The 17,414-nt window shown below is 45.2% G+C and carries 15 protein-coding genes; 10 read left to right on the plus strand and 5 right to left on the minus strand.

All coding sequences use genetic code 11. From position 1 onward, the window contains the following. Positions 1–82: 82 nt before the first annotated feature. A complete protein-coding gene (locus tag AC3D28_RS14065) occupies positions 83–268 on the minus strand; it encodes a DUF3545 family protein (RefSeq protein ID WP_098416494.1) in 186 nt (61 codons plus the stop codon). 714 nt (positions 269–982) lie between these two features. On the opposite strand from AC3D28_RS14065, the gene AC3D28_RS14070 reads away from it, so the two are divergent. Beyond that, entirely contained in the window at positions 983–2,416 is a 1,434-nt protein-coding gene (locus AC3D28_RS14070; protein ID WP_098416493.1) for an alanine/glycine:cation symporter family protein, read from the plus strand. Between the two features lie 111 nt (positions 2,417–2,527). Further along, complete coding sequence (gene yaaA / locus AC3D28_RS14075) at positions 2,528–3,304, plus strand: peroxide stress protein YaaA (RefSeq protein ID WP_488535123.1); 777 nt, start codon at positions 2,528–2,530, stop codon at positions 3,302–3,304. An 88-nt stretch (positions 3,305–3,392) separates the two neighbouring features. Here yaaA and srmB read toward each other — a convergent pair whose 3' ends face one another. Beyond that, entirely contained in the window at positions 3,393–4,616 is a 1,224-nt protein-coding gene (gene srmB, locus AC3D28_RS14080; protein ID WP_098416491.1) for an ATP-dependent RNA helicase SrmB, read from the minus strand. 108 nt (positions 4,617–4,724) lie between these two features. Continuing rightward, positions 4,725–5,444: a tRNA1(Val) (adenine(37)-N6)-methyltransferase gene (locus AC3D28_RS14085; protein ID WP_488535124.1), complete on the minus strand. Its 720-nt coding sequence runs from the start codon at positions 5,442–5,444 to the stop codon at positions 4,725–4,727. Positions 5,445–5,775: 331 nt separating this feature from the next. Between AC3D28_RS14085 and brnQ the strand changes: the two genes are divergently transcribed. Then, complete coding sequence (gene brnQ, locus AC3D28_RS14090) at positions 5,776–7,086, plus strand: branched-chain amino acid transport system II carrier protein (RefSeq protein WP_488535125.1); 1,311 nt, start codon at positions 5,776–5,778, stop codon at positions 7,084–7,086. A gap of 86 nt (positions 7,087–7,172) precedes the next feature. Here brnQ and fldB read toward each other — a convergent pair whose 3' ends face one another. Next, the gene (gene fldB / locus AC3D28_RS14095) at positions 7,173–7,691 is read right to left on the minus strand and encodes a flavodoxin FldB (RefSeq protein WP_098416488.1); all 519 of its coding nucleotides are present in this window, start codon (positions 7,689–7,691) and stop codon (positions 7,173–7,175) included. 166 nt (positions 7,692–7,857) lie between these two features. Here fldB and xerD point away from each other — a divergent pair, with 166 nt between their 5' ends. The 6 genes from xerD (at position 7,858) to AC3D28_RS14125 (ending at position 15,807) form a co-directional block, all read left to right on the plus strand. Further along, positions 7,858–8,775, plus strand: a complete 918-nt coding sequence (gene xerD / locus AC3D28_RS14100; RefSeq protein ID WP_098416487.1) for a site-specific tyrosine recombinase XerD — start codon at positions 7,858–7,860, stop codon at positions 8,773–8,775. Between the two features lie 59 nt (positions 8,776–8,834). Next, complete coding sequence (dsbC, locus tag AC3D28_RS14105) at positions 8,835–9,623, plus strand: bifunctional protein-disulfide isomerase/oxidoreductase DsbC (protein WP_098416486.1); 789 nt, start codon at positions 8,835–8,837, stop codon at positions 9,621–9,623. 44 nt (positions 9,624–9,667) lie between these two features. Then, positions 9,668–11,407, plus strand: coding sequence for a single-stranded-DNA-specific exonuclease RecJ (recJ, locus tag AC3D28_RS14110; RefSeq protein ID WP_488535126.1), 1,740 nt, complete (start codon positions 9,668–9,670; stop codon positions 11,405–11,407). A gap of 173 nt (positions 11,408–11,580) precedes the next feature. After that, a protein-coding gene (gene prfB / locus AC3D28_RS14115) for a peptide chain release factor 2 (RefSeq protein WP_098416484.1) occupies positions 11,581–12,679 on the plus strand; the annotation gives its coding sequence in 2 pieces (ribosomal slippage) (positions 11,581–11,655 and positions 11,657–12,679; 1,098 coding nt in all). A gap of 34 nt (positions 12,680–12,713) precedes the next feature. After that, complete coding sequence (gene lysS / locus AC3D28_RS14120; RefSeq protein ID WP_098416483.1) at positions 12,714–14,231, plus strand: lysine--tRNA ligase; 1,518 nt, start codon at positions 12,714–12,716, stop codon at positions 14,229–14,231. A gap of 241 nt (positions 14,232–14,472) precedes the next feature. Beyond that, on the plus strand, positions 14,473–15,807 hold the full coding sequence (locus tag AC3D28_RS14125; protein WP_488535127.1) for a sigma-54-dependent transcriptional regulator: 1,335 nt from the start codon (positions 14,473–14,475) through the stop codon (positions 15,805–15,807). 92 nt (positions 15,808–15,899) lie between these two features. On the opposite strand, the gene AC3D28_RS14130 is transcribed toward AC3D28_RS14125, so the two are convergent. Then, positions 15,900–16,934, minus strand: a complete 1,035-nt coding sequence (locus tag AC3D28_RS14130) for an NADP(H)-dependent aldo-keto reductase (RefSeq protein ID WP_488535128.1) — start codon at positions 16,932–16,934, stop codon at positions 15,900–15,902. A gap of 154 nt (positions 16,935–17,088) precedes the next feature. On the opposite strand from AC3D28_RS14130, the gene AC3D28_RS14135 reads away from it, so the two are divergent. Continuing rightward, complete coding sequence (locus tag AC3D28_RS14135; protein WP_098416480.1) at positions 17,089–17,400, plus strand: DUF6482 family protein; 312 nt, start codon at positions 17,089–17,091, stop codon at positions 17,398–17,400. Positions 17,401–17,414: the final 14 nt, after the last annotated feature.

Below are 17,414 nucleotides of genomic sequence, written 5' to 3' on the forward strand. Positions count from 1 at the left end.
CAACTCGATTTGTCGATGCTTTGTAGAAATCTAGGCGTTCTGTACAAAAACAAAGGCACCATAACGGTGCCTTTGGTTTGAATTAGAGTTTAATGTCTTCTAAGTTGTAATCGTTACAAAGATCAAGTTCTCGCAGCTCCTTGAGTAAATTGCGTCTGTCGTTCATCTCTTCTATTTCACGCCATTTTCGCTTTACTGGTTTGGCACGAGACTTGGTTGTTGAGGTAGTATTCAGGTTAAAAATATCATCTAGTTGAAAGCCTTCCATAAGCCACCTTACCTTGCTTTAGTTAAACTGCTGTACCAGTCCTTGTGAAGTTTAAGTAACACAATAACCATGAGAATAACCATGATATATTTCGCATTTGTGTCGGTAGCATGACATTTTCGTGCAAAAATATTCTCAAAATCACACTTATTCTTGCAACGCAATGGATAAAAAATGCACAAACGCTCGCAAGAAAACGATTAAATAAACAGGTTTCAATGTTAATTCTAATCGTAGCAGCAGAGCATGGAATGAAGGCAAAAGTTGCATAAAGTAACGTTGATGAAATAGTGTTCAATTAGACGCGGGTTACCACTGTAAATTTATGTAACACCTTGTGAATACTAGCCTAACCCTGTTTTTTAGAGGTTTCATTTTTTTGGTGAGAGATTAATTGTTCATGTTGTCAATTGGTAAGTTAAATGTTGCATCTTGTGGGGGTTAAGTCTTCTAATTATGTTATCTTTTGGTGACTTTATAGTGAAAAATAGTCGTATTACTTTACTGGTTGTATATTGATTTTTGCGTCTTGAGGTAGCATTATCCGCCCGTCAAAAAATACGCAGGTACGTAAAATGGATGCATGAAGCGACGTTTACGATTCTGGATTGCCTATAAACATTACTTAAAAAGCTAAGCACACTTTGACACTTAGCAGGCAATTTGGTGGATGGCTTGGACGCATAGACCGGCGCAACTCACTTTGAGGTACACATGACAGACTTAATCAATTTGATAAACGATCTCTTATGGGGATCGATTTTGGTTTATCTTCTTGTAGGTGTAGGTATTTACTTCACCGTTCGATTAGGATTCATCCAATTCCGTCATTTCGGCCACATGTTCTCTGTTCTTAAGAACAGTCGTAAAGCAGACAAAGCTGGTATTTCTTCTTTCCAAGCGCTTTGTACTAGTCTTGCTGCACGTGTCGGTACCGGCAACATGGCGGGCGTTGCCGTCGCATTGACAGCTGGTGGCCCTGGCGCAATCTTCTGGATGTGGCTAATTGCAATGCTGGGTATGGCAACGTCATTTGCAGAGAGCACTCTGGCGCAGCTATACAAAACCAAAGATGATGATGGCAACTACCGCGGTGGTCCGGCTTACTACATGGAAAAAGGCTTGGGGATGCGTTGGATGGGCGTATTGTTCTCAATTTTCCTCATCATTGCTTTTGGTTTGGTATTTAATGCCGTACAAGCAAACTCTATTGCTAATGCTATGAGCGCCGCATTTGGTTGGAGCGATTTTTATGTTGGCATCGCGGTTGTAGCATTATCATCTATCGTCATTTTTGGTGGTATTAAGCGTATTGCTAAAGTCGCGGAGTTGATCGTGCCGGTAATGGCTCTGCTATACCTTGCACTGGCACTGTTTGTGATGTTCTCAAACTTAGAGAAATTGCCAGATGTACTTATGCTTATCATCAAGAGCGCGTTTGGTCTGCAAGAAGCTGCAGCGGGTGGTCTAGGCTATGCCATCGCACAAGCGATGATCAACGGTGTCAAACGAGGCTTGTTTTCGAACGAAGCGGGTATGGGTTCTGCGCCTAACGCAGCAGCATCAGCGACGCCTTATCCACCGCACCCGGCATCTCAAGGTTACGTTCAGATGCTAGGCGTATTTATGGATACGATTGTTATCTGTTCTTCGACCGTGGCGATTATCCTAATGTCTGGTGAATATGTAGGCCAAGCAACAGAAGTCACAGGTATTGAGTTAACTCAGCGCGCATTGAGTTCACAAGTCGGTGATTGGGGCGGTATCTTTGTTGCTATAGCGATTTTCTTTTTCGCATTTACTTCAATTATCGCGAACTACTCATACGCAGAAACGAACCTCATCTTCCTAGAGCATAACCACAAAGCAGGTCTTAGCATCTTCCGAGTGATTGTCTTGGGGATGGTAATGTTTGGTGCAATGGCTTCGTTGCCAGTGGTATGGTCTCTTGCTGATGTTTCGATGGGCTTAATGGCGATAGTTAACTTGGTGGCGATCATTTTGTTATCTGGCATCGTTATCAAACTTGCCAAAGATTACAACCGTCAGCTTGACGAAGGCAAGGTACCGACCTTTGATGCAAATGATTTCCCAGAGTTAAAATCTCAATTGGAAGAAGGCATCTGGTATAGCGATAAAAAAGACTGATTGTCGCTTTATTCATCGTAGAAAGCGATGAGCACGATTAGAAAAGCCATGCAGACAATGCATGGCTTTTTTTGTACTCTAGTAAAAAACAAAATGAGGGAAGTTAAAGTCATGCTTATCGTAGTGTCTCCAGCAAAGACTCTTGATTATGAGTCACCATTAGCGACAGAAAAATGCACCCAACCCGAATTAATTGAATACTCTAAAGAGCTTATCGATGTTTGCCGTAAACTCACGCCTGCGGATGTCGCCTCTCTGATGAAGGTGAGTGACAAGATTGCCGATTTAAACGTTGGCCGATTCCAAGAATGGAGCGAGACGTTTACCACAGAAAATTCGCGTCAGGCCATTCTTGCGTTTAAAGGTGATGTTTACACGGGGTTGGATGCGGGCACATTATCGCAAGCCGATTTTGACTACGCTCAAGATCATTTGCGTATGTTGTCAGGGCTCTATGGTTTGCTCAAGCCTCTCGATTTGATGCAGCCATACCGTCTTGAAATGGGCACTAAGCTTGCAAACGATAAGGGCACTAACCTATATCAGTTTTGGGGTAATGTTATTACAGAGAAGTTGAATCAGGCCATTGCGGCGCAAGGAGATAATGTACTTATCAACCTAGCGTCTAATGAGTATTTCAAAGCGGTCAAACCAAAGAGCTTGGATGCTCAAGTGATTACGCCGGTGTTCAAAGATTGCAAAAATGGTCAATACAAAGTGATCAGCTTTTATGCGAAGAAAGCACGCGGCATGATGGCACGTTACATCATCGAAAACCGTATCGAGAGCGTAGCGGATCTCTCTCAGTTTGATACGGCAGGTTATTATTTTGCCGAAGAAGAGTCGACGCCAACAGAATTGGTATTTAAACGCGAAGAGCAAAACTGATCGAATAAGTACTCGGAGCGATAGTCTTAATTGACGCTCACAAAAAAGGGTTGCTACTGGCAACCCTTTTTACTTTTAAACGATACGATTACTTCTTTTTAGCCACGCTTTTTTTTGCGGGCTTTTTCTTATCTTCTTTTTTCTTTTTCTTCTTAAACACAGGCTTTTTGTGCTTAGGACGCATTTCTTTGATGAAACGCTCTTTGATCTCTTCTTTTACATAACGAGCGACGCGATCCATCATTGGTTGGTCGTGCGCTTCAATGAGTGAGACGGCGTTCCCTTTCTTACCTGCACGAGCGGTACGGCCAATTCGGTGAAGGTAGACGTCTGCTGTGCGGGGCATATCATAGTTGATCACGTGAGACACATCTGGCAGGTCGATACCGCGAGCCGCAACATCGGTTGCCAGTAGCACGTTTACGGTGCCATCTCGAAAGCGGGCAATTGCGTTGTTACGACGATCTTGAGGCATTTCACCTTGAATCCACGAACAAGGAATTTGCGCGCTTTCAAGTTGTGCGCGTAGCTCAGCAAGACGCTCTCGAGTTTTCAAAAATACGATGGTCCGTTCTGCTTGTTGTGTGATGATGTGCTTTAAGAGCTCAAGTTTATGTTCGGCATCATCTGCGCGGTGATACCACTGAGCAATTTTCTTTCGCTCACGCAGAGGCGATTTCGCATCAATCTCAGCGGGGTCGTTTAATAGATCCGCTGCGAAGCCTTCTACGCCTTTACCTTCCAAGGTGGCAGAGAACAGCAGGGTTTGCTTACGCCAGCGACATTCTGTAGACAATCTGTCAACCGTTGGAGCAAACCCCATATCCAGCATGCGATCGGCTTCGTCTAGAATTAACCATTCAATGGCACGGCAATCAAAACGTTCTGCGTCGATGTATTCTTTTAAACGCCCAGGGGTGGCGACAACGATATCTTGTGTTGTCGCCAGAATGTCCGCGTGCTCTTGGTATTGAACGCCACCCGTAATCGTAAAGATGTTCAGTTTGGTATTTTTTGCCAAGGCGCGAGCTTGATCGGCAATCTGCATTGCCAACTCACGTGTCGGCGTGAGAATCAAAATACGCGCAGGTCCCGGCTTACGGCGAGGGAAATCTTGCAAGTACTGCAGAGCAGGCAGAACAAATGCCGCCGTTTTACCTGTTCCCGTTGGCGCTGACGCTAAAATGTCTCGTCCATCCAAGGCTTGTGGGATGGCTTCCGCCTGAACTTTCGTTGGGCGCTCGAAGCCCATCTCTTCAATGGCATCAAGTAGGTTTGGGTCTAGATCGAGTTCAGCAAAGGTTCTGATCACAATGAGTTCTCCACAAGCACGGAGCTTGGTTAATGGTTCGCCACAACAGCATAGAATACGAAAGGTCGCACATTATAAAGTGATTGGTGATAAGGATCACATATTATTTCACATCTTAAGGTAAAACTCATGAGTTAACTGGACAAAATCGTTGCTGTAACCGCCTTGGGAGTGAATGATTAAGTGCGATTGCCGAGTATCGCAAGGCTGTTTGGCTAATTCAAATAGCAAACGATGCACTGGTTTTTTTTCTGATGGTTGGACTTGGCAAGACCGTGATAAATACCAGCCTTGACTTAGTGCTAATTCAATAAACTGTTCGCCTTCGGAAGTCGGTAACACAAAACTCGCTTTTCCATCATCTTCCAGCAGTTGATGGCAACGTTGCAGTAACGCATTGTGGCGTAAGGTTAAGGTGTGTCTTGCGGTTGCACGCTGACGTTGTTTGGATTGCTCTCCACTATTGAAGTAAGGCGGATTGCAAATGATCCGCTGGAATAAGTGGGATGGGGTATAGCTCAGTACATCAGTGTGAAGTAGCCATAAACGCTCTGGCCAAGGAGATTGAGCGAAGTTTTGACGTGCGGCGTCAATGGCGGTCAGCTCAATGTCTACCGCTGTGATTTGGGCATCAGAAAAACGTTGAGCGCACATTAAGGCCAGCAAGCCGGTACCAGTACCAATGTCGAGAATAGTGCCATCATGAGCGCTTTGAACCCAAGCGCCAAGCATGATGCCATCAGTACTAACTGGCATGCCACTTTCCCCGTCCTCGATGCAAAATTGCTTAAACTTGAAGCCTTTAGTAATAAATTTTTCGTTCTTCATGATTGTTTCAAACTTGTTCAATAATAGAGTCGATTGCTCTATTGTTTCTTAATTGTGTGGATTGTTGTCTTGTTTGTTATCAAACTGTATTGTTGATTGATCAAGACAAAGAACTGGCCTGTTATTTAAATCCAGTTTGATTCACTGCTTTTGAGTTTAAAAACTAAATTAATATGGTGTTTTTTCCTTAAAGGTTGCCAAATGTTGACTCTTTCGTCATTATGCGGCGAAAATTTTATAGATTGAACCACGTGTACTTATTGACTTTTGGTATACAAAAAGTGGTCTTGGCATACACAACATTCATTAATTCAAAAGACAAGGATTATCTGTGAAGCAAACGTTAAAACTAACAGATATTATCGCAATAGGCTTTATGCTATTTGCGTTCTTTTTGGGGGCCGGCAACATCATTTTTCCTCCTCTAGCGGGTCAGCTAGCGGGTGAGAACTTAATGCCAGCGATGTTCGGTTTCTTGCTAACAGCGGTAGGTCTACCTCTTATTACTATCGTTGCTATCGCTGTTGCAGGTGGTTCTTGGGATCATTTAACACAAGATTTGCCCAAAAAAGCGGCGGTCTTGATGGCGGCGCTGATCTTTATCATCATTGGACCTGCATTTGCTGCGCCTCGTACTGGTTTAGTCGCCTATGAGATGGCGGTGAAGCCGTTCTTCATTGAAGCATCGCAAACCCATCTGACGGCATTTTCAGTGATATTCTTTGCTGCCGCGATGATGTTTTCATGGTTCCAAGGTCGTTTGATTGATCTTATAGGTAAAGTGTTAACACCGGCATTGTTCGTTGGTTTGATCATTCTTGCAGTGGCAGTATTTATAGATCCTCAAGGTGAAATGGTCGGTGCGCAAGGTGAATACTTAACTCAGCCGCTGACGAAAGGTTTCCTAGAGGGGTATAACACGATGGATACTTTCGCGTCATTGATGTTCGGTATGCTGATGGTGGATGCGCTGCGTGGTAAGGGTATTACTGAGCGTACAGCAACAACTAAATACCTAATCTCTGCTGGTTGCATTGCAGCCACTGGCCTAGCGTTTGTTTACATTTCGCTATTCTACTTGGGCGCGACAAGCGCGACAGTCGCTGCGGGGGCGGATAACGGCGGTTTGGTTCTGAGCCAATACGTGCAAGCGTTATTTGGTCCGTACGGACAAATCGTTCTGTCTGTCATCGTGCTATTGGCGTGTTTAACTACTGCGATCGGCCTGATTTCTGCGTGTTCTGATTTCTTCAGTTCAAAAACGCGACTGTCATATCGACAGTGGGTACTGATTAATGGCTCGGTGTGCGCACTGGTTGCGAACGTTGGTCTTGCTCAGCTTATTGCTTTGTCCGTGCCAGTATTGTTTGCGCTTTATCCGGTTGCGATTGCATTAGTCGCCCTTACCTTTGTGCGTAAAAAACTGCCAAATCCACGCTTTGCTTATCGCGCGGTACTGTTAATATCATTACTGTTTGCTTTGGTTGATGCTGCGAAAGTGTCTGGCATCGATGTTTCTGTATTCAATATCCTGCCACTGTTTGACGTTGGCATGGGGTGGGTGCTGCCCACTTTCGCTGCAATTGTATGTATGCTGTTCATCTCTAAACCTCGTCCAGAGTTAAGAGAAGAAGCCGCATAAGCGAGCGAAAGAATCAATATCAAAAAGCCCGATGAAGTGATTCATCGGGCTTTTTAGCTTTTATGACTGCGTTTGGCGAAGCGGGTTTAAAGTGTATCGTGGAACTCTACCAGTATTTGTTCGCACCACTTTTCAATACGCTCATCACTGAATTCGTATTGTGAGTCTTCGTCTAACGCTAGGCCAACAAACATGCTATCGTCCTCGGTTAGCGCTTTAGACGCTTCAAATTCATAGCCTTCATTCGGCCAGTAACCGATGAATGTTGCCCCTGTTGCTTGCAGTTCATCGTGGAGCAATCCCATCGCGTCTAGGTACCACTCGCCATAACCTTCTTGGTCACCAAGCCCAAACAGCGCTACCACTTTGCCTTTTAATGGTGTGGTTGCGATGTCTTGCCAAATTGCACTCCAGTCTTCTTGAAGTTCACCGAAATCCCAAGTGGAAATGCCAAGTAGTAATAAATCGTAGTCAGCCATCAGTGACAGCGGTGTCTCTTTCACATTGTGAATGTCGACAAGGTCTTCACCAATAAGGGTACGAATTTTCTCTGCTGCCATTTCGGTGTAGCAGGTCGTTGAGCCGTAAAAGAGTCCGATTTTCATGATATTCGTCGTTTTTGTGTTGCTGTTATAGAGGATTTTAACCTTAAACTGATCATGAATGCAGCGAATATTGTGAGATTCCCCCTTGATACTAATTTTTTATAGCATTCAAGGTGGTGGTGTCTTACTCTCACTACTGTAAATATAAACAGAGAAGGAAGCGGGAATGACGGCACAACAGCCTGTCAATCAACAAGATTTTACGCTTGTTGAACAATTCTTAGATGCGATGTGGATGGAGCGTGGCCTGTCTGAGAACACACTGGCTTCATACCGTAATGATTTGATGAAATTACTCGTGTGGATGGAGCAGCAGCGTTACCGTTTTGATTTCATCAGTTTGTCTGGTCTACAAGAATACCAAACCTATCTCGTTGATTTGGATTACAAGCAGACTTCGCGAGCGCGGATGTTATCCGCGATTCGTCGCTTGTTTCAGTACTTACATCGTGAAAAAGTCCGTGCCGATGATCCAAGTGCGTTGTTGGTCAGCCCGAAATTGCCGCAACGCTTACCCAAAGATATCAGTGAAGAGCAGGTCGATGCGTTGTTGGAAGCACCAGACCCGAATGATCCCGTAGAACTACGTGATAAAGCCATGCTTGAGTTGCTGTATGCGACAGGGTTACGTGTGACTGAATTGGTGAGCTTAACGATGGAAAACATCAGCTTGCGACAGGGGGTTGTGCGTGTAACAGGTAAAGGCGGCAAAGAGCGTTTGGTACCAATGGGAGAAAGCGCAGTAGATTGGATAGAAACGTTTATCCAGCAAGGGCGTCCCGCGTTACTGCGGGATACATCATCCGATGTCGTTTTTCCGAGTAAACGGGCCCGACAAATGACTCGTCAGACGTTTTGGCATCGTATTAAGTACTATGCTTTGGTGGCAGGGATTGATACCGAACAACTGTCGCCGCACGTCCTGCGTCATGCATTCGCCACGCATTTATTGAACTATGGCGCAGATCTCAGGGTCGTACAGATGCTGTTGGGACATAGTGACTTATCGACCACGCAAATTTATACTCACGTGGCGACTGAGCGATTAAAGCAGATCCACAGTCAACACCATCCAAGAGCATAACCAATGGTTGGGTTCATCCATGTCTGCTTGGAAAACGATTTTATATTAAGGTGAATTTAATGAGCGTATTACGCCGATTAACTCTGCTGACTTTACCCTTTTTTGTGACCGCTTGTGGTGCCGAAGAAAGTCAGGCTAAAACGGAGCCCTCTGCACAGCAAGTTGCACCGGCCGTACAAAACAATTTTGATGAAGCCGCTTTAAAAACAAAGTTTTCAAAGCTTGGTCTATCAATTGTAGATATTCAACCATCCGATGTGGCAGGTTTGTTAGAAATCCAAACCAACGGAGGGGTACTGTTTGCTTCCAATGATGGGAATCACTTTATCGCGGGCACGCTGTACGCAGTCAGTGATGATGGCAGCTATAAAGACGTTATCGCAGAGCGTCAAGCCCCACTTAATGCTGAGAAAATCGCTCAGTTTTCAGACAGCATGATTGAGTACAAAGCGGATAAAGAAAAATACGTTGTGACCGTATTTACTGATATTACCTGCGGCTATTGCGTTCGTCTGCACAGCCAAATGCAAGGTTATAACGACTTAGGTATTACGGTGCGTTACATGGCATACCCTCGTCAAGGTGCAACCGGTCCGGTGGCAGAGCAAATGGCAACAATCTGGTGTGCTGAGGATCCAAACTCTGCAATGCATAACGCCAAAGTGAACCGTACTTTCGACAGCCCTGAGAAAGATCTAAAACAGTGTAAAGAAACGGTCCAAGCGCATTACAACGTTGGTCGTCAATTGGGGATTTCAGGTACGCCTGCTATTTTTCTACCAAATGGCGAAATGATCGGAGGTTACCTCCCACCAGCAGAATTGTACAAACGTTTAGAGCAACAATAATCCTTTAAGGAGTAGGGCCGGCGGAGTCGTCGGCTTTTTCAAACATGATAGAAATTCAACGACGTCCTGAACCCGATCTTTCCCTTCTTCCTGATTCGATTTCTCCCCTTCTGAAGCGTATCTACATCAACCGTGGGATTACGGATCCTGCGCAGCTAGAAACGTCAGCCCGTGGTTTGCATTCTTACCAAAAGCTCGGGGGAATTGAGCAAGCTGTCGAGCTTTTGTTTCAGGCAATAAAAGAACAAAAACGCATCATCGTTGTCGGTGATTTTGATGCCGATGGCGCGACAAGCTCTGCATTGTCGGTGCTCGCGCTGCGTATGCTTGGTAGTCACAATGTGGACTACTTAGTACCGAATCGTTTTGAAGACGGTTATGGGTTAAGCCCAGAAGTCGTTGATCAAGCATTAGAGCTTGGCGCAGAGATGATCATGACGGTAGATAACGGTGTCTCGTCAATTGAAGGGGTTCGCTACGCCAAAGAAAATGGCATTACCGTGCTCGTGACTGATCACCATTTACCGGGGCAAGTGCTGCCGAATGTCGATGCGATGGTGAACCCAAACCTAGAGAGTTGTGCCTTCCCATCCAAAGCATTGGCAGGAGTCGGTGTGGCGTTTTACCTGATGATGGCGCTGTGTGTTCATATGCGCAAACAGAATTGGTTTGCTGAGCAAGGCATGCAAGAGCCAAAACTGATGGAGCTGATTGATTTGGTGGCGCTGGGCACCGTTGCAGACGTTGTGCCTCTTGATGAGAACAATCGCATTTTAGTTCATCAAGGTTTGCAACGTATCCGTGCGGGTCAAGCTCGCCCAGGCATTCAAGCGCTGATTGAAGTGGCGAAGCGCGATGCTCGCCGATTAGTAGCGGCGGATTTTGGCTTTGCGCTAGGTCCGCGCATCAATGCCGCTGGTCGTTTGGATGATATGTCATTTGGTGTTGAGTTGCTGATGTGTAATAACATCCACGCCGCCCGTCGCATGGCAAGCGAGCTTGACGGCCTCAACCAAACGCGTAAAGAGATTGAAGAGGGCATGAAACAAGAAGCCATGGCATTTTGTGAGCGCCTTCAGTTTGGAGAGCATAGTGAATTGCCTTACGGCTTAGCCTTGTTCCAGCGTGATTGGCACCAAGGTGTGATTGGTATTTTAGCATCACGTATCAAAGACAAATTTTATCGTCCAGTGATTGCATTTGCTGATGGCGGAGAAGGCCTTATTAAAGGGTCGTGTCGTTCGGTGATTGGCCTGCACATGCGTGACGCATTGGATTACATCGATACTCAAAATCCAGGCTTGATCATCAAGTTTGGTGGCCATGCAATGGCGGCCGGATTAACCATCAAAGAACAAGACTTTGAGCGTTTTAGCCGTTTGTTTGATGAAGTGGTGAAAAAAGAGCTGGATGAAGCGGCATTAAAGGGGGTGATTTTCTCTGATGGTGAACTTAAGCCAGAAGAGTTCTCGATGCATGTTGCAGAGCAACTACGTTCTGGTGGTCCATTTGGTCAAGCTTTTCCCGAGCCAGTCTTTGATGGTGAGTTTAAAGTATTGCACCAAAAACTCGTGGGCGAAAAACACCTTAAACTGATGCTTGAGCCGCTGCATAAAGGATACCCAACTAACGTAACGATTGACGGTATTGCGTTTAACGTTGATTTACGCCGTTGGCCAGATGCATCGGTTAAAACCGTCCGTTTAGCTTACAAATTGGATGTGAATGAATTTCGTGGTAATCAATCATTGCAATTGATGATTGATCATGTCGAAGCGAAGTAGCGCCTAGAAGTCCATGGGGTATAGAGTACGATTGCCCCTAGAGGGGGATAAAATTTAATGACCGCGCTCTCCCTAATGACAATCTGGTTTCTCGCCTGAAATTTTTCTGTATCTCGGTCACATTTTTCAGTAGAATTTCTCGGTTAAATTCTATTCTAAAATGTTGAGTAAGCATGTTTGAAATCAATCCAATTAAAAACCGTCTGCAGGACGTGTCTCAGCGCACAAATGTCCTGAGGGGGTACCTTTGACTATGACGCAAAGAAAGAGCGTCTAGAAGAAGTCAACGCAGAACTTGAGCAACCAGATGTATGGAATGAACCTGAGCGTGCGCAAGCGCTGGGTAAAGAGCGTGCATCCCTAGAAGCGATTGTTGAAACTATTGTTCAACTAGAGCAAGGGGTAGACGATGTAGAAGGTCTTCTGGAACTGGCTGTAGAAGAAGAAGACCAAGAAACATTTGACGAAATCGAACCAGAACTTGCAGATCTAGAAGAAAAGCTCGAACTGCTTGAATTCCGCCGTATGTTCTCTGGTGATCACGACAGCTCCGATTGCTACATTGACTTACAAGCTGGATCGGGTGGTACAGAAGCGCAAGATTGGACCAATATGTTACTGCGTATGTACTTACGTTGGGCTGAAGCGAAAGGCTTTAAAGCGGAAGTGATAGAAGTCTCTGAAGGCGAGGTTGCGGGCCTTAAGTCTGCAACGGTTCGTATCTCCGGTGAGTACGCCTACGGTTGGTTACGCACAGAAACGGGCGTTCATCGTCTGGTACGTAAATCGCCATTCGATTCAGGCGGCCGCCGCCATACTTCATTTGCGTCTGCGTTTATCTACCCAGAGGTTGATGAAAACATCGCTATCGACATTAATCCTTCTGACCTACGTATTGACGTTTACCGTGCGTCAGGCGCTGGTGGTCAGCACGTTAACACTACCGAATCTGCGGTTCGTATTACACACGTACCAACGAACACGGTAGTGCAGTGTCAAAATGACCGTTCTCAACATAAGAACAAAGATCAGGCAATGAAACAGCTTCGAGCAAAGCTATTTGAGCTTGAGTTACAAAAGCAAAACGCGGAAAAACAAGCTAATGAAGACGCCAAGTCTGACATTGGCTGGGGTAGCCAGATCCGTTCTTACGTATTGGATGACTCACGCATTAAAGATCTCCGTACGGGGGTTGAAAACCGTAACACCCAAGCGGTCCTTGATGGCGATCTGGACAAATTTATTGAAGCTAGCCTGAAATCAGGCCTATAAGCTTTTCACCGACACAAACAGGATACATTGAAAAATGACTGATGCTGTTCAAAACGAAACTGTACAAGAAGAAAACAAGCTGATTGCTGAGCGCCGCGCTAAACTGGATGAAATCCGAAAGAGCTGCAAAGCAAACGGCCATCCAAACGACTTCCGTCGTGACGCGCTAGCGGGCGACCTTCAAAAAGAGTTCGGTGAAAAGACGAAGCAAGAACTAGAAGAGTTGAACCACGTTGTGGCAGTGGCTGGCCGTATTATGGCTAAGCGTGGTCCCTTCTTAGTTATTCAAGAAACTTCTGGTCGCATTCAGGCGTACGCTGCAAAAGACGTACAGAAAGAACTAAAAGAAAAGTATCAAGGTCTTGATATCGGTGACATCATCGGTGTTAGAGGTGTGCTACACAAATCGGGCAAAGGTGACCTATACGTGAACATGGAAGAGTACGAGTTGCTAACCAAAGCACTTCGTCCACTACCAGAGAAGTTCCACGGCCTTACTGATCAAGAAATGCGTTACCGTCAGCGTTACGTTGACCTGATCGTGAACGAAGACTCTCGTCAAGCATTTATTATACGTTCTAAAGTGATGTCTTCTATTCGTAATTTCATGATCTCTAAAGAGTTCATGGAAGTTGAAACGCCAATGATGCACGTTATTCCTGGCGGTGCGACGGCACGTCCATTCATCACGCATCACAACGCACTAGATATGCCAATGTACTTACGTGTTGCACCTGAACTTTACCTGAAGCGTCTAATTGTGGGTGGTTTTGATCGCGTATTCGAAATCAACCGTAACTTCCGTAATGAAGGTCTCTCTCCTCGTCATAATCCAGAGTTCACGATGATGGAGTTCTACATGGCGTACGCGGATTATAAAGATCTAATGGATCTTACTGAAGAGTTATTAAGTACGGTTGCACGAGAAGTTTTAGGCTCTACTTCAATGCCTTATGGTGATGAAACGGTTGAATTTGGTGGCCAGTACGCTCGCATGAGCATGTTTGAAGCGATCAAAAAATTCAACCCAGACCACGCCCAAATCCAAGCGTTAACAGAAGACGATCTACAAAACCGCGAACTGATGGTTTCTATCGCGAAGTCAGTGCATGTCGAAGTCGAAGATTTCTGGACATGTGGTCAGCTGCTAGAAGAGATCTTCGGTGAAACTGCAGAGCCTAAACTCATGCAGCCAACGTTCATCACTGGTTACCCTGCGGACATTTCTCCATTGGCTCGTCGTAGTGATGACAACCCATTCTTCACCGATCGTTTTGAATTCTTTATTGGTGGTCGTGAAGTAGCGAATGGCTTCTCAGAGCTGAACGATGCAGAAGACCAAGATGCGCGCTTTAAAGCACAAGTTGAAGCTAAAGAATCTGGTGATGATGAAGCCATGTTCTATGATGCAGACTACATTACTGCGTTAGAGCACGGCCTACCGCCAACAGCAGGTCAAGGTATCGGTATTGACCGTTTGGTTATGCTACTGACAAATACGCACACAATTCGTGACGTGATCCTATTCCCTGCAATGCGCCCACAAGCGTAATTTGCTAAAGTGTTTAAAAACCACCTTCGGGTGGTTTTTTTATGTCTTTTCGTTAACTAAATTCAAATAGTTGCACTTGGTTTTTAAAAGGATATGCAAATCAGCATTCGCCAAATCTCAATCCATTGCTAGTCTTAATACTGAGACAGACTTGAATGATTTTAGTCTCGATAATGTTACCCGTTCGCAAAGGTGGGGTTGTGACGCAAAATTTCAATTAATAATGAAAAAGGGTGAGAGAATGGCTGGGCAATTTAAGATGGATTCCATCCCGGGATCTCTGGTGGTCGTGGGCGGTACTGATGAGCCTTGGTTATCAGTACTGGAACAGGTTGGCTGGAAGTGTCATCAAGTGGGGGACTTACGCAAAGCGCATGCGCTGCTAGAAGATATTGGTCCATGTATTGGTATTGTCGATCTCAGTCATGATGAATTCAGTTTAAACGGCTTAGCGAACTTAGTGAGCTTTCACAAACATGTGCGCTGGTTAGCGTTTATTCGTGAGCCTCAACTTGGCACTGACACTATCTGCCAGTTCATTGTTAACTTCTGTATCGACTTTTTTACTGCGCCAATCCCTGACGCCCAACTCCTTAGCACCATTGGTCACCAATTAGGTATGCTCAAGCTGGAGAAAAAAGTCTGGCCTAGTTTTGGTAACAGTTTAGACATGGGGTTGATTGGTGAGTCGATCCCGATGAAGCGTCTACGCGATCAAGTAAAACGCATTGGGCCAACAGATGTCAGCATATTAATCTCTGGAGAAAGTGGGGCAGGAAAAGAGACGGTGGCTCGTGCTATTCATAAAGTGTCTTCGCGTTCCCACAAGCCATTTATGACGATTAATTGTCGAGCTTTAAATAAACAGCGCTTCCAAACTGAAGTGTTTGGAATGTCAGCGGAAGACTACATGAGACCAAGCCTCATTGAACAAGCCGATGGTGGGGCGGTGCTGTTCAATGACATTTTGGCCATCTCGAAAGAGCAGCAGATGAATCTACTGAGGTTTTTGCAAGAAGGCACAATTGAAACCAAAAATGGTATGAAAATGGTCAATGTTCGTATCCTTGCTGCTAACTCATCAAATATAGAAAAAGCGCTGCTTGATGGTGATTTTAATGAAGAGCTTTATCACTATATCAACGTTCTTCGCATTAATGTTCCAAGCTTGAAAGAACGTGCTAGCGATACTTCGTTATTAGCGCGTTACTATTTACAAGAGTTTTCGAAAGAATACAACTCACAAGCCAAGAGCTTCTCGGAGGAGGCCTTGAAGGCGCTGACGTGCTATGACTGGCCGGGTAACGTACGTGAGTTGATGAATCAAGTGAAACGTGCGGTATTGATGTCGGATAGCGTCATGATCGAAGCGCATCACCTAGATTTACCACAACGCAATGACGCGAAACGTAGTTTGAAAGCCATCCGAGAAAAGAGTGAACGTGATGCGCTATTAGTTGTTTTGGAGTCACATTCTGGACAAGTGTCAAATGCGGCAAAAGAGCTTGGTGTTTCGCGCGCAACGATGTATCGGCTATTGAATAAACATAATTTAATTTCTGAGCAGACGGTTTAAATAGCACAGTCGTGCAATATGCTATATGAACAATATTCAGTTATGCTTTACCCTTAGAAATCGGCTGACCTTTACGTCAGCCTTTGTCGTTCTTATGGGCAAGGATTAGAGTAGGTAGTGCCAATCGCTTGGATTTCAGTGAGTAGCGCTTCACTAAGTTGAAGATCAATACTGTCAATGTTCGCTTTGAGCTGATCAAGGTTGGTGGCGCCGATGATATTGGACGCGACAAATGGACGTTGATTGACAAATGCCAGCGCCATTTGTGCTGGATCCAAACCATGCTCTCGAGCCAAACTCACGTACGCTTCGGTGGCTTTAACGCCTTGTGGCGTAAAGTAGCGAGCAAAGCGTTCCCATTTAGAGCATCGAGCGCCCTCTGGTTTTGCACCATTTAGATACTTACCACTTAAGCAACCAAATGCTAACGGTGAATAAGCCAATAGCTGCACACCTTCATAATGACTGATTTCAGACAGACCCACTTCAAAGCTGCGGTTCAGCAAGCTGTATGGGTTTTGAATGGAAACGATCCGCGGCAAGTCATGTTTCTCAGCCAGCCGTAACAACGACATCACTCCCCACGGGGTTTCATTTGAGACGCCGATATAGCGCACCTTGCCTGCGTTAACGAGCTCTGTTAGTGCTTCAAGAGTTTCTATCAGAGTGACTTCTTCTTGTTTGTCGTGGTAAGGGTAATTTAGTTGTCCAAAGCAGTTAGTTTGGCGTTGCGGCCAATGCAATTGGTACAAATCCACATAATCAGTCTGAAGTCGTTGAAGGCTGTCGTCAATTGCAGTATGGATGTGGCGACGGTTCAGGCTCATATTGTCGCGAATATGAGGAACACCGCGAGGGCCTGCGACTTTCGTAGCGAGGACTACTTTTTCTCGTTTTCTCGATTTGGTTAGCCAATTACCGATGTATTGCTCGGTTAAACCTTGGGTTTCTGCCTTGGGTGGGACGGGATACATTTCGGCTGTATCAATAAAGTTCACGCCGTGGTCAAGAGCAAAGTCGAGCTGTTCGAAGGCTTCTTTTTCTGTATTTTGTTCACCAAAAGTCATGGTGCCGAGGCAGATCTTACTGATCTCGAGTGATGAGTGCGGTAGTTTGGTGTATTGCATGTCACGTCCTTGAGGAGTTACCGACTGAATAAGTCGTCCCAATATAGGGGATTTTTAACCGTTCTCGCAAATGATTTACGTATAAAGAAAAATCTGACTCGAAAGCGATACAACCCGTAACTACACTTAAATCATTGTGAGAAGGAGGTGGATTATGCAGAAGCATCAACTAGACATGTGGCTACACGGTCCCCATAGAGATACTTATAAAACACCTAAGGTCTTTGTGATTGGGTGTTCTGACGTCTCTGAGTACTTATTAGCAGTGGAGTACAAACATCAGCTTGAACCTATTAAAGATGGCGAAGATCCTATTCATTTTGGTTCGCTGGATTTGGTGAAAGAAGAACTCCTGAGGTTGGGAGTTGATAAAGCTTTCCTGAGACTGCACAACGCTTATGACGAATGTGGTAGCGAGGGAACCGCCTCATATTGTGACATTGAGTTATTACTAAAAACACATTGATGGAGTTGGTCAGT

This window comes from Vibrio sp. TAP-3B (genome assembly GCF_057784735.1).